The organism is Bradyrhizobium sp. JHI2711, from assembly GCF_056156565.1.
On the sequence record NZ_JBPZPT010000003.1, the window covers coordinates 1 to 14178 of the forward strand.

A 14178-nucleotide genomic window follows, 5' to 3' on the forward strand; every position below is an offset into this window, starting at 1 on the left:
CGTCAGATCGTCGTCATTGGCCGGCTGCGGCGTTCGGTAAACGCCCGAGCGCGACAGCCCGAGCAGCCGGCACTGGTGGCGGATCGACAGCACGCCATGCGCGCGGTCGAGCTTCGCCCTGCGGTCCGGGACGCTCATCTTCCGGACCTCTTCGCTAAAAAATCCCGCTCCACGACCAACTGCCCGATCTTGGCATGCAGCTTCTCGATCTCACGGTCGCGACCAACGTCCGCCGCCTCCCCAGCGGGATCAAAAGCTCTGGCCGCCTGATCCAGCAGTTGCTTCTTCCAGGAATAAATCTGGTTGGGATGCACCTCGTAGCGCTGCGCCAGATCGGCCACGCTCACCTGTTCACGCAGCGCCTCCAAAGCGATCTTCGCCTTCAGCGCCGCGTCGATCTTCCGTCTCGTCTTCTTCGTCATCGTCCGCTCCGTTTACCAAACGGAACGGCTACATTCCAACTAGGCTTCCGGTCCCAAATCCGGGGGCCACTTCACAGGTCGGAGAGCCGCGGTGGCGCGTGTGGCCCAACCGGATTGCGTGAACCCCTGCCACGCGCGATCGAAGGGACAAACTGGACTGCTAATCCTGAGCAATCGAAGTGCATGCTCGACGTGCCCGACATCGCTCGGATGCTGGCAATCGGGAAAAGTAAGTTGTCGCGCGTATGCGCCGCCAGTGAATAAGCTGCGACGGAGCGGCCCGAAGCTGTTGTGCAGCGACTTGTTCGTCGACATCGGCGAGGTGGGAGGATGAGTTAGAGAGTATCTTTTGTGGCTTCAGGCTGATTTGGCCCTGCAAAGCAGATCGCGGGCTGGTAACCGAGAGCCGACTTCGATCTTCCAATTATCCGGAATTTCCACTTGTTATCGACCGTTCGGCTCGAACAAGAGGAAGGTAACGCTCGCTCCCAGGACGTTAGTCGGTAGACGATGATGACGCAAGCAGGGCTGACTGCTGCTCATCGAGCTGGATCGGTCTATGATTGACCTGTGATACCGGGATCGTTCTCTTTCTGAGCTCGCCCAGGCGATTCGTGGCCTCAAGGACCGACATAACACTGTAGCCTCATTCCACAGTCACCGATTTTGCTAGATTACGCGGCTGATCCACGTCCGCGCCCCTTACGAGAGCGGTATGGTAAGCCAAGAGTTGTACCGGAATGGCATAGACCATCGGCGTAAAGCGTGCGACCATCTCAGGCAGCACAATGGTCATGAGTGTGTCCACCGTCGGTTCCAAAGAACCCTTCGAATCGGTGATCAGGATGATCTTGCCGCCCCGAGCCGCAACTTCTTGCATATTCGAGACGGTCTTCTCGAAGACATCGTCATAAGGTGCGATCACCACCACAGGCACGGCCTCATCGATCAGTGCGATCGGTCCGTGCTTGAGCTCGCCGGCGGCATAACCTTCTGAGTGGATATAAGCAATTTCCTTCAGCTTGAGTGCGCCCTCGAACGCCAAGGGAGCCGATGTGCCACGACCGAGATAGAGCACGTCCCTTGAATCGGCGATATAACGCGCGAGCTTCTCGATCTGCGGCTCGATCAACAGCGCCGCAGCAATCAACCGCGGCACTTCGATAAGCTCACGCACGAGCCTCGTTTCATCGATCTCAGACAGTTTACCGCGCTCTTTGCCTGCTGCGACGGCAAGCGCCGCCAATACCATCAGCTGGCAGATAAATGCCTTGGTGGAGGCGACGCCGATTTCCGGCCCCGCCAGCGTCGGCAGAACGGATTCGCTCTCGCGCGCAATCGTCGACGTCGCGACGTTGACCACAGATATCGTGTGCACGCCCTGGTCCTTGGCGTATCGCAGTGCAGCTAGCGTGTCAGCGGTTTCGCCCGATTGCGAGATGACGATCGCGAGATCGCCCCGGCGCAAAGGCGCCTCCCTATAGCGGAACTCGGACGCTACATCGATCTCGACAGGCAAGCGCGCCAGCCGCTCGAACCAGTATTTGGCGATGTGCCCGGCATAGCCTGCAGTCCCGCACGCGGTAATTGAGATGCGCTGAACGGATTTAAAGTCGAACGGCAATGTGACCGGCAGGGCGACGCGCTCGGCCGCCATGTCGAGATAATGCGCCAATGTCTTGCCGGCCACTGTCGGCTGCTCGTGGATTTCCTTGGCCATGAAGTGGCGATAATTCGCTTTGTCCACAAGGAGTGACGATACGCCAGACTTTGATGTTTCCCGCTGGACGACAGATCCGTCTGCGCTATAAATCACGCACATCGTGCGGGTAAGCACGGCCCAGTCGCCGTCTTCAAGATAGGTGATGGTGTCGGTCAAAGGCGCGAGCGCAATCGCGTCCGATCCTAGATACACTTCGCCGATACCATGTCCGATCGCAAGGGGCGACCCCTTACGCGCACCGATCAAAAGATCATCGTGGGCTTTGAAAAGGAATGCCAGCGCGAAGGCACCGCGCAGCCGTGGCAGTGACGCTTGTACCGCATCCCGCGGCGAGTAGCCCCTGTTGAGATAAGATTCGACGAGATGCGCCACCACCTCCGTGTCTGTCTCTGAGTTAAAGTGGGCTCCATTCCGCTCCAGTTCGGCTCGCAGCTCGCGGAAATTCTCAATGATCCCGTTATGAACGACCGCGACATTTTCTGTCGCATGCGGGTGAGCATTGCTCTCGGTCGGCTTTCCATGAGTCGCCCAGCGGGTATGACCGATGCCGATATGACCCAACGGCGGATAATAGCGCAGCTGCTCTTCAAGGTTTCTCAGCTTACCTTCAGCGCGCCGGCGTTCGATACGGAGACCTTCGAGAGTCGCGAGGCCTGCGGAGTCATAGCCACGATATTCCAATCGCTTGAGCGACGCGACCAACTGGCCAACGACCGGACCACGCCCCAAAATGCCAACAATTCCACACATATCGATCAATGCAGCCCAAGTTCAAGGGGCCCGAGGTCCCGCCTACAGGAATCCGATCATGAAATCGCCTGCACGATGGTAACAGGCGTCAAGTTCGGGCTTTTTCGCGGCCGCCTGTATCGCCGCCGCATTCGCAAGCGTGAGTTAGACCTCCTTTAGCCATCATCGCTTCGGCCGACTACATTCCGCTTTTGGCTGCCGATCGAGTACAAACTGCGCAGCAGCTCTAGCTTGAATTGTTCTGTTCTACCTGAAACATTTTGCCGGCTTGGATTTAGGAGGCCCATCATACTCGTACGAAGGCAAGTTACGCTCATCGAGACTAGACGATTGGCAGCGAAGCTCTATTGTACGAGCGTAAACTTTCGATATCGAAACGTTGGAGCATCTATACCAACGTTTACTACTCTTTCTCATCTTGTCTTGTGTCGGCCGCTCCACTGCCTGCCGCGAGCTTGACATTGGCAACAGCGCTGATCACGGGCGATGAATCGACCGCGAAGACCGGGTGTTCTGTCCGGAAGTTAACGGTAGGGGGGCTTTCTTGACTACGAATTGGCGTGCAAGCTTGACTGTACGCTTGCTTGCATCCCGTCATCGGGCGAAATGCATCGATGACTGCGGCTCCAGCTCGTCGCTCTCGCAAGCCGTGACGAGACCACGCGTATGCGTACTTGCGCCTGAGGTTAGATAGGAACACAGATGGTCAGCTTCTATCTCGTTGGAGATATAGCCCGGACAAGCGCGCCCTTGCGCTCGCAACCGCGATCGCATGCATCTCGCCTACTTAGGATCGTCAGAGATATAAGCCAGGATGCGAGCGTTAATTGACTTTGATGTTTTGGAGATCAATGCGTTCACACAATCCAGTCCGATTTAAAACAATGTATATAGTGTGCTTTCCTAGCTGATGTGTATGACTGGACATAACGATCGCTTTCCTCAAACTGCGGGTGGAGCGGGCTTGCGCCGTCTAGACTTCACGAGAAACGGCTTCCAATAGCGTTTCACAGGGCTTTTCTTTCCGGCGAAACTACGAGAGACCATGACGGTTCAGGACTCAAAGCGACGCGTTGCGCTGATCACCGGCGTCACCGGGCAGGACGGAGCATATCTCGCCGAGTATTTGCTCGGTCTCGGCTACCACGTGCACGGGATCAAGCGCCGATCGTCCTCGTTCAACACCGCGCGCGTCGATCATCTCTACCAGGATCCGCATGCCGGCAGCGTGCCGTTCCTGATGCACTATGGCGACATGACGGATTCGACCAATCTGATCCGGCTGGTGCAGCAGATCCGGCCGACCGAGATCTATAACCTGGCCGCCCAGAGCCACGTCCATGTCAGTTTCGAGAGCCCGGAATACACCGCCAACGCCGACGCAATCGGCGTTCTGCGCCTTTTGGAAGCGATCCGCATCCTCGGCATGGAAAAGGAGACGCGGTTCTACCAGGCCTCGACCTCGGAGCTTTACGGGCTCGTGCAAGAGGTGCCGCAGAAGGAAACCACGCCATTCTATCCGCGCTCGCCCTATGGCGTCGCCAAGCTTTATGGCTATTGGATCACGGTGAACTACCGTGAGGCCTATGGCATTTTCGCCAGCAACGGCATCCTTTTCAACCATGAGAGCCCGACCCGCGGCGAGACGTTCGTGTCGCGCAAGATCACCCGCGCCGTCGCCCGCATCGAGGTCGGCCTCGAGAACACGCTCTATCTCGGCAATCTCGACGCCAAGCGCGACTGGGGCCATGCCCGCGACTATGTCGATGGCATGCACAGGATCCTGCAGGTCGACGAGCCCGGCGACTTCGTGCTGGCGACCGGCGAGACGCGGTCGGTCCGCGAGTTCGTCGAGGTGGCGTTTGCCGAGGTCGGGCGCAGCATCGAATGGCGCGGCAGGGGCGTCGAGGAGGTCGGCGTGGACAAGGCCTCGGGCAAGACCCTGGTGCAGATCGATCCGACCTATTTCCGTCCGACCGAGGTTGATCTCCTGATCGGTGACGCCAGCAAGGCGCGCGCCAAGCTCGGCTGGGCTCCGAAGACGCCGTTCTCGCGACTGGTGAAGGAAATGGTCGCCAGCGATCTCGTTGAAGCCAAGCAGGATGCGACCAATGGCAAGCACGTCGTTTGAACTGAAGGGTAAGACGGTTTTCGTTGCGGGCCATCGCGGCATGGTCGGCGCGGCGCTGATGCGCCGGCTAGCACGCGAACAGGCCGATCTCTTGACGGTGCCGCGCAGCGAGCTCGACTTGCGCGACCAGGCCGCGGTGAACGCCTGGTTTGCCGCGAAGCGGCCGCAAGCCGTGTTCCTCGCCGCCGCGAAGGTCGGCGGCATCGTCGCTAACAACACGCTGCGCGCCGAGTTTCTGCACGACAATCTGGCGATATCGAGCAACGTCATCCAGGCGGCGCATGCCAATGGGTGCGAGAAGCTGATGTTCTTCGGCTCCTCCTGCATCTATCCGCGCTTGGCGCCTCAGCCGCTGCGAGAGGATTCGTTATTGACCGGCCCGCTGGAACCGACCAACGAACCCTATGCCATCGCCAAAATCGCCGGCCTCAAGATGGCCGAGGCCTATCGCAGCCAGTACGGCGCCGATTTCATCAGCGTGATGCCGACTAATCTCTACGGCCCCGGGGACAATTATCACCCCGAATACAGCCACGTCGTCGCCGCGCTGATCCGCCGCTTCCACGAGGCCAAGATTTCGGGCAGCCGCAACGTCGTGGTGTGGGGCACCGGCACGCCGCGCCGCGAATTCCTCTATGTCGATGATCTCGCCGATGCCTGCATCCATCTGATGAAGACCTATTCCTCGTCGGAACTGGTCAATATCGGTAGCGGCGAGGACATCAGCATCGCCGACTTCGCACTCATGATCGCGGCCGCCGTCGGTTTTCGCGGTGAGATCAGCTTCGATACGTCGCGCCCGGACGGCACGCCACGCAAGCTGCTCGACGTGCGTCGGCTGTCTGGGCTCGGCTGGCGCGCCACGACTTCGCTAAAGGATGGCATTCAGCTGGCATATCGGGCGTATCGGGCTGACAGCGACGGACGGCACCAGAGTGATTCGCTTGTTCCCGGATAAGGGGCGATACCACGATCGCCCGGCGGTGAACGTCCGTCCTAGCAGACTCGCCGCTCACGTAACGATCAATCTTGCTTCGCAAGTTGACGAACGTTCATTGTCAACAGCTGCCCTCAGTTCGCCGCCAAGAACCCCTGCCGACTTGCAGGAAAGGAAAGATCAGATCGAGACGTGCTGCCAGCAGTTGAGAGCTCATCGACTCTAAATCTCAACCGCCGACGGGCGATCACTAGCCGGAGCGAACCGGCGCTCCCTTCCTCTTGACCAATGCCTTAGCGATGGTCGGTCATCATCCTCGCCGACAGCATCACGATGGACATGAGCGCGCCTAACATCCCGAACGCCATTGGCAAGCCAAATATGTGTGAGATGAGCCCGATGCCGGCCGGCCCGACGAGTATACCCGCGTAGCCGCCGGTCGTGATGACCGCTATCGCTATGCCTGCTGGCATCACGTTCTGTTTGCCGGCGCGTCGACACAGTACGGGTACAACATTTGAAATACCCAATCCGATAAGCAGGAACCCTGCCATAGCAATCAACGCAACGGGCGCGGCTACCACGGCCAAAAAGCCTGTTACCATTAGTACAGTCCCGAGCATCAATGTGGCACGGTCGCCGATTCGCGCCACCACGGCATCTCCGCTGAGACGCCCTGCGGCCATGGCGATTGAGAAGAGCATATAACCAATGCCCCCGTGCGCCTCCGCGAGAAGATCTCGTTCAACGAGAAGCAAAGCGCTCCAATCGAGCATTGCACCTTCTACAAGAAAGGTGATACCCGCGAGCACCGCTATGAGCAACACACTGCGGTGGGGCAAGACAAATAATGGCCCCTGCTGTCTCGAACCCGTCGCCAGCAACCTCGGCCAGGCCGTCACAATCGCGATCGCTACTAACGCCGAACAGACCAACGTCGAGAGAAGCGAGCCACACTGCAGGGAGACTAACAAGGTGACCGCGGCAGAGCCGGTGACTTCCCCAATGCTGTACCGAGCGTGGAAGCCGGACATCAATAGACGGCCCGTGGCGCGCTCCAGTTCAATCGCGTGGATGTTCATTGCTACATCGATCGAGCCGAGTGAAACGCCGAAAGCAAATAGCGTGGCACCGAGCCTTACAGGTGTGTCGGAAATTGCAAGGCACGGCAGGATGATCGCGAGTCCAAGTCCACCCGCGAGGATAATGGGCTTGCTGCCGTACCGCGAGTTCAACACGCTGGTCAAAAGCATCGCGACGACAGATCCCGTTCCGAGACAGAGCAGCAGTAGACCAAGCATGCGGTCATCCGCCGCGAGCCGCTCCTTGGCGAGTGGCACCAAAGGCGCCCAGGCCGCGAGGCCGAATCCGGCCACAAAAAATGTCAGGCGTGTCCCAAGCAGGCCGGCAGACAAATTGGCACATGGTATCACGGACGCTCCTGAGAGAACGGACTCGCGGGCGCGGCGCCCCTCATCCTGCGTGCGTCGCCTGCAAGCGACGCGCGGCTCGACGATGATGGCCTCAAGTTGACGTTCTTCATCCCTGCAAATGCGATGCCGTCACAAATGCTGAACTGCGTCACACGCAGAGCGACAAGTAGGGGTGATCGTCGAGCCCCTGGGGATGGCGGTGTTTCGGCCAATCTCTCCCGGATGAGCTGGCCACACGAGGGCAATGATTTTTGCTGGTCTGCGACAGCCAAATCGCAACGCTCAGCATGCTTGTCGCAACGCCTACAAAGCCGACGGCGCCCCAGGCCTCTATGCAGTTGGCGCTAACACGGCCGTCCTTTTTCCGACAACTTTGCACAATCGGAAGCTCTCATCACGAGTGGCGGCGCTGTCTCAAGAGATCACTACAACGAGCTCCGCTACCACGCGCAAGCGGTTAATGTCGGCCCCGATGGTTTTGACATTCGTTCGTCCCTGGTTTCCGGCCGCCAGATGGTTCCCGCGCAGCCATTGGGCCTCAGTTCGTTTGTTCTGGGCCAGCGTGTCGCCGCCGGCAACAGCCATTTCGAGTAGCATGGCGGCATCAGGGCTGTCCTGTGATCCCGGGTTCCCGGCGGCGGTGGGCTGGGCCGTCTGGAGCAATCAACCAGATTTGCAAGCCATCATCATCGCCGCCGAAGAGGGCGGCGTCGATCAGGTCCAGGACGCGCGCGCATTCGATACCGAGTTGCCCGCCGGCATCGTTCAGGTGCTTATATCCGCAGTTCGCCGAGATGAGATTTGGATTGTGCGTTGTAAAGAACAAGTATAGCAGGGAGAGATCGATCAGTATCGCCGCCGCCATCACGCTATAAGCCCAGGCGCTCTGCACTAGATCGAGCTCAATCAGCACCCGTGACAAGCCGAAGCCCACGATCCAAGCATCAAAGCTCATACAGATGCGTCGGAATATCTCCGCATCAAGCCGGCGAATGACGTAGGACCCCAGCGGGACGCCAAGCAGGACACTCGGTACAAAAACATAGAGCAAGCTGCCGCTTTCGTAAATGAACAAGCCGAGCTGATAGTAGACGAAGGCGGTAACGCTCGATTCCACCACGCGAACCAGCGCTAGGCCGGCGCGAAATTCGTGTTTGACCAAGCCCTGGTTGTTAAACAGCATCGCTATGGGAGGCCCGGAGATTGTCGTCAGCGAATAGAGAACGCCCAGCATCCACCCGAATGGCAGGCCGATCAGCCAGCTTGCTCCGATAGGGCGGCGCCAACCCGCAGCTTGCAGCAGGATCAGGGGCAGAATGATCGTGTAGGTGGCGAATTTGATCCAGCCCGGCTGAAGCGAGGTCAAGGCATAGCCGCCGAGCGCAACGCCCGGCAAGAGCCCGAGCAAGATGGGAAACACTCGTCTCCAAACCACCCGCACGCCCTTCAGATTGATGAGGAGGACGTAAACGTTGACGAAGACCTCGATGATGACAATGGCGGGGTTGAGAATGCGATTGGTGTAGAAAACTAGGGCTCGGACTCAATTGATCCAATAGGCAACGATGGCGGCGAGATGGATGGCAGCCAAGAAGTTCCTGGCTAGTTTGTCGTAGCGAGTTGCGACACGCCTGAAATCCTTGAGGCGGCAGAAACAGCGCTCGATGACGTTGCGCCCCTTGTAGGCGCGTTTGCTGAAGCTGTGGAGAGTGACCCTGTTGGATTTGTTTGGGATGACGGGCTTGGCACCACGATCGACGATTTCGGCTCGAAAGCCGTCGCCGTCGTACCCTTTGTCGCCAATGAGGGCAGACATGGGTTTCGCGAGTTCCAAAAGGGCTGGCGCTGCGGCAATATCAGCGTCCTGGCCTGGAGTGAGATGAAATGCGCAAGGTCTGCAGTCAGGGTCGCTCAGCGCGTGGATTTTCGTGGTCCGCCCGCCGCGCGAGCGGCCGATCGCTTGTTCATGCTCCCCCCTTTTCCGCCGCTCGCCGAGCGATGCGCTTTGATCGTGGTGGAGTCGATGGACAAAGTCACGCCGTCTTTGCCGCAGCGGGCGAGCGCTTCAAAGATCGCCCGCAAATGTCCGCGCTTGGCCCAGCGATTGAAACGATTGTAGATCGTCGTGTACGGACCATAGTCGGGCGGTCAATCGCGCCAGCGTGCGCCGCACTGAAGCATGTGAATGATACCGCTGATGACGCGTCGATCGTCATCGCGCACCGGTCCGGTCTGGTTCGTTGGCAGATGCGGCTCTATCAGAGTCCATTGCTTGTCGTTGAGCCAGAACAGTCCTTTGCGCATCGAAGTCCCCCGCGTGGAATCAACCCGCTGCGAGGGAATCAGAGTTCGCTAATTAGGTACAGACCCTAGCGCAAAGGGTACAGTGAGCGACGAAAAGCCGTAGCCAATGGCTCCATTTACAAAGGCAGCAAAACACGTCGTTGCGGCCAGAAACCAGATAGCAGCATCAAACTCAGGCATTTCCTTAATTTTCCCACTCCAGAGGGTCGGGTCACACGTCGGGGGAGCCAGCGCGGCCATTGGTCATCGGGTTGCGGCAGATGCTGAACATTCGCTTAGCAGCTCCGCCCTTCTTCACAATGGCAGCGGCCGTTTTTGCGTTCAGCAGTTGCTCTTGTTCTCGACTTTCGATCGTGCAACGCAAGCTGTGCTGCACTTCCCGATACCCGGCAACGATCATTCAGCCAAAACGCGTCGGCTTGTTTCTCGGCTTGTCGATCAATGGTCCTCGTATCGAAAGCGGTAAGTGCGTCGGCCATGGATACGGGCCGTTCCCACGGCGCGTGTCGACCCCTAAGCGGTTCAGCGCCATCATTTTTCGGCTAGCAACGCAACGCGGTTAGACGGAAGCAAACAATTCTCCTTCAAGAGCCCTGGGATAAATAGCAACGCGCCTTTTGTCAGCGAGGATCAATTCCCTTCTCCCCCGGCGATGTCGAGCTTGGGCATTCCGCTGCCTTGAAATGTACGGTGAAATTCACCTTAGCGGAGCAGCCGGGGATCACCGATGTGTTCTTCCGAGCCCCCGATAGCCGCCAAGCTCGGCACCACGGGCGTGAAGATCTCAATGCGTAACGGAGCGTGAAGCGATCGCAGGCTCCCTCGCTTGACACTGAGCGAACCTGGATTGAATTTATCGTCATTGCTTGGCCAGCTGGGGATCAGCAGCGCCGGTGAGGCCGAACTCGGCGGCGTTCTTCGCGCGGCCGGAGCTCGCGTCGGCGCGGTGGTCCGACGCGAACACGACATAGACCGCCGGCAGCACGAAAAGCGTGAACAGCGTGCCGACAGTCATGCCAGCGACGAGCACGAGCCCAATCGAGAAGCGGCTCGCGGCGCCAGCTCCCGTTGCAGTCAACAAGGGTATGAAGCCCGTGACCATTGCCGCCGTAGTCATCAAGATTGGACGCAGTCGGACGCGCGCCGCCATCTCTATAGCCGAGCGACGGTCAAGTCTCTCCTTGAGCTGCAGCTCATTGGCGAACCCAACCATCAGGATGCCGTGCTTGGAAATCAACCCCACCAGTGTCAACAGTCCGACCTGGGTGTAGATGTTCATAGTTGCCCAGCCAAAAAATGGCGGGATCAAGGCGCCCACGATTGCCATCGGTACGCTGATCATGATGATGAAAGGATCGCGCAGACTTTCAAACTGCGCCGCAAGCACCAAGAATATGATGATGATTGCAAATGCAAAGGTAATCGCCAGTTGGTTACCCTCGTATACGTATTGGCGGGCGTCGGCCAGAAAATCGTGGCTGAAGCCTGCGGGCAGTTTCTTTGCCTCGGCTTCCAGGAAGTCCACAGCCTGACCGATCGTGACGCCAGGCATCGGCACGGCCTGAAAGGTCGCGCAGTTGAGCTGATTGTAGTGGGTGAGAGCGTTCGGATCGGTCGCAGTCTCGATGGAGACTACAGTAGACAGCGGGAGCATCGAGCCCGTCGCAGTCTTCACATAATAGCTCCCGATTGCTTGCGTCGCCAGGCGCTCCTGACGTGGGACCTGCGGGATCACCTGGTAGGAACGGCCCTGCAAATTGAAGCGATTGACGTAGTTTCCGCCAAGTAAGGTGGCGAGCGCGCTACCGATAGTCTGCATGGTGATGCCAAGCTCGTTGGCCTTAGACCGATCAACCTTGATTCGCACCACCGGCTGGTTGAACTCGAGGTCGGAGTCGCTCACCATGAACAGACCGCTCTTGCGCGCGACATCCTTCAGCTTGGACATCTGCTCGTAAACGGATTGGAAGCCAACCGTCGAATTAATCACCATCTGCACTGGTAGGCCACCCGAACCGCCCGGAAGCGGAGGCAAGCTAAAGGCAAACGCGTTAATACCTTCGATTTTGGACAGCTCGGCTTGAACGAGGGATTTTAGTACAATCGATGATCGCTTGCGCTCGTCCCACGGCTTGAGCAACATGCCGGCCATGCCACTCTGCTGGCCACTGATGCCATTGAGCACGAAGCTCAAGTCACTCTCTGGAAATTTCTTGAACGCGTTTTCAAGTTTGGCGCCGTAATAGTCGAGGTAGTCGATATTGGCGTATTTGGGCGCCTTCGTTAGCGCGAATACGATACCTTGATCCTCCTCCGGCGCGAGCTCCTTGGAAATATTCATGTAGAGAAAACCGACAAGGCCTAACATGGTCAGCGCAAATAGCCCGGTAATTGGGCGATATTCGAGCGAGCGGTCGAGCTTGCGGCCGTACCATCGTGTTATGGCGCCGAACCCGCGGTTCACAAGCCTTGCAAATCGGCCCCCCTCGGCGCGCCTCAGGAAGAGCGAGCACATCATGGGCGACAGCGTCAACGCGATCACGCCCGACACGATCACAGCTCCCGCCAGCGTAAACGCGAATTCGCGGAACAGCGCACCGGTGAGGCCGCCGAGAAACCCAATCGGCGCATATACCGCAGCCAAGGTGATCGTCATGGAGATAACGGGACCGACGATCTCGCGCGCGCCCCTTGTAGCAGCCAGTAGGGGCGTCGCACCTTCTTCTAAATGGCGATGAATGTTCTCCACCACCACGATCGCGTCGTCGACCACGAGACCGATCGCGAGAACCATCGCAAGGAGAGTCAGGAGATTGAATGAAAACCCCAGCGCGAGCATCATGCTGCAGACACCCACGAGCGACAACGGAATAGTGACCACAGGAATGATGACCGACCGCAGTGAGGCCAGGAACAGAAAGATCACGATCACCACGACCACGACAGCCTCAATGAGCGTCTTCTCCACTTCATCGATCGATGATTGAATAAACTGGGTGGAGTCGTAGGCCACTTTCATCGTCAGCGACGGCGGCAGGTTACGCTCCATTTCTGGAAACAGCCCTCGAACGCCTCGCACTATGTTTAGCGGATTGCCTTGCGGGCTCGCCTGCACGCCGATGAAGACCGCGTGCTCGCCGTTCATCGCGACGCTAGTGTCTGCCGTCTGCGCGGCAAGCTCGACTACCGCAATGTCTTCCATGCGCACAAAGCCACCGTCGTTGGCTTTGACGATCATCCGCTTGAAATCATCCACACTCCGCAGATCCGTATTTGCCGTGACATCGGAGATAGTGAAATAGCCCTTGGCCTGGCCAGCCGCGGCCTGGAAGTTGTTGGCGGCGATTGCAGCCGAAACCTCGGCCGGCGACACGCCGTGCCCAGCCATTTTCGCAGGATCGAGCCATAGCCGCATCGCAAAACTCTGACCGCCCAGGATGTCCGCCGCTGCGACGCCATCCACGGTTGCCATAACGGGTTGCACGACGCGCGAGAGGTAGTCGGAGATCGCGCTTGCCGTCAATTCCTCGCTGGAGAACGCGATATACATGACAGCGGTTGTTTGACCGGTCGATTTGGTGATGACCGGATCGTTTGATTCCTTTGGGATCAAATATTTCACTGAGTTGACCTTGGAGAGCACCTCGGTGAGCGCCTCGTTGGGATCAAAATTCAGCTTGATGTAGACTTGGATCGTCGAGGTACCGAGCACCGATGAGGAGCTGATGTAGTCGACGCCCTCGGCGGAAGCGACGGCCTGCTCCAGGGGAGTCGTGATGAACCCCTGGATCATGTCGGCGGAGGCGCCAGGATAGGAAGTAGTGATATTGACGACCGTATTAGATAGCTTGGGATATTGCCGGATCGGCAGTACGGTCGCCGCCCGAAAGCCGATCAGCAAGATCAGGAGGCTAACGACAATAGACAATACCGGACGTTTGATGAAAAGCTCGGTAAATGCCATCTCGACTCGCATTTCCAGAGGGGGATGCAAATACGCCAGCAAATTGCGGTACAGCAATGATCATCAATGCGGCGACTGCGCTAAAGCCCGTAGTATGAGGGAAGCGTTATCGGCTACTCTAAGGAATCACACGTTGCTGAGCATAGCGTGCCCGATCCTCCGCTTCTTCATCTTCGTCGCTTGAATGAAGGTTGGTTGCGCTGTTCTGATCGCTCATCGCGATCTCGAATAGTGGGCACCTTCTTAAGGCACAGCCCCCCAAGTCTTTTTGCGTGCAACCGGCTAACGGTCAGACTCAAGATTCGTCCTCACACCTGATTGGAACGCAACGACTTCTAGCAAGGCGTCACTTCGGGCTTCGCGCCGCCCCGTCGATCGAATGATCCGGGTTCGAGATCGAAAGTACAAACGACCTGACGGGTGCTCAACTCTACAAAGGTAAGTGGGAAATATAGAATGGGCTGCAAAAGACTATACCAAGGTTTGTCGAAACGCTCGCTGGTCGCAGCCCCGC

General features: G+C 58.2%; 9 protein-coding genes and 1 pseudogene. 2 read left to right on the plus strand and 8 right to left on the minus strand.

The annotated features are described in order from the left end of the window. Positions 1-134: 134 nt before the first annotated feature. A complete protein-coding gene (locus ACTEK7_RS22300) occupies positions 135-422 on the minus strand; it encodes a transposase (RefSeq protein WP_271581332.1) in 288 nt (95 codons plus the stop codon). Positions 423-1068: 646 nt separating this feature from the next. Then, complete coding sequence (glmS, locus tag ACTEK7_RS22305) at positions 1069-2895, minus strand: glutamine--fructose-6-phosphate transaminase (isomerizing) (RefSeq protein ID WP_225147790.1); 1827 nt, start codon at positions 2893-2895, stop codon at positions 1069-1071. A gap of 1045 nt (positions 2896-3940) precedes the next feature. Between glmS and gmd the strand changes: the two genes are divergently transcribed. Together gmd and ACTEK7_RS22315 are read left to right on the plus strand one after the other, a co-directional pair. Continuing rightward, complete coding sequence (gmd, locus tag ACTEK7_RS22310; protein ID WP_225128595.1) at positions 3941-5026, plus strand: GDP-mannose 4,6-dehydratase; 1086 nt, start codon at positions 3941-3943, stop codon at positions 5024-5026. Next, positions 5007-5984 carry a GDP-L-fucose synthase family protein gene (locus ACTEK7_RS22315; protein ID WP_275945323.1) on the plus strand — a complete coding sequence of 326 codons (978 nt, stop codon included), beginning with the start codon at positions 5007-5009 and terminating at the stop codon, positions 5982-5984. The genes gmd and ACTEK7_RS22315 overlap by 20 nt, the downstream gene beginning before the upstream one ends. A 272-nt stretch (positions 5985-6256) precedes the next feature. On the opposite strand, the gene ACTEK7_RS22320 is transcribed toward ACTEK7_RS22315, so the two are convergent. The 6 genes and pseudogenes from ACTEK7_RS22320 to ACTEK7_RS22345 all read right to left on the minus strand — a co-directional run bounded on the left by ACTEK7_RS22320 (position 6257) and on the right by ACTEK7_RS22345 (position 13664). Next, positions 6257-7378: an MFS transporter gene (locus ACTEK7_RS22320; protein ID WP_225128596.1), complete on the minus strand. Its 1122-nt coding sequence runs from the start codon at positions 7376-7378 to the stop codon at positions 6257-6259. A gap of 432 nt (positions 7379-7810) precedes the next feature. Next, complete coding sequence (locus tag ACTEK7_RS22325) at positions 7811-7993, minus strand: hypothetical protein (protein ID WP_225128597.1); 183 nt, start codon at positions 7991-7993, stop codon at positions 7811-7813. Positions 7994-8000: 7 nt separating this feature from the next. Next, the gene (locus tag ACTEK7_RS22330; protein ID WP_225128790.1) at positions 8001-8909 is read right to left on the minus strand and encodes a sulfite exporter TauE/SafE family protein; all 909 of its coding nucleotides are present in this window, start codon (positions 8907-8909) and stop codon (positions 8001-8003) included. 30 nt (positions 8910-8939) lie between these two features. After that, a pseudogene (locus ACTEK7_RS22335) lies at positions 8940-9700 on the minus strand (IS5 family transposase). A 211-nt stretch (positions 9701-9911) separates the two neighbouring features. Then, positions 9912-10100: a hypothetical protein gene (locus tag ACTEK7_RS22340; RefSeq protein ID WP_225128598.1), complete on the minus strand. Its 189-nt coding sequence runs from the start codon at positions 10098-10100 to the stop codon at positions 9912-9914. Between the two features lie 459 nt (positions 10101-10559). Then, on the minus strand, positions 10560-13664 hold the full coding sequence (locus ACTEK7_RS22345; protein ID WP_225128599.1) for an efflux RND transporter permease subunit: 3105 nt from the start codon (positions 13662-13664) through the stop codon (positions 10560-10562). Positions 13665-14178: the final 514 nt, after the last annotated feature.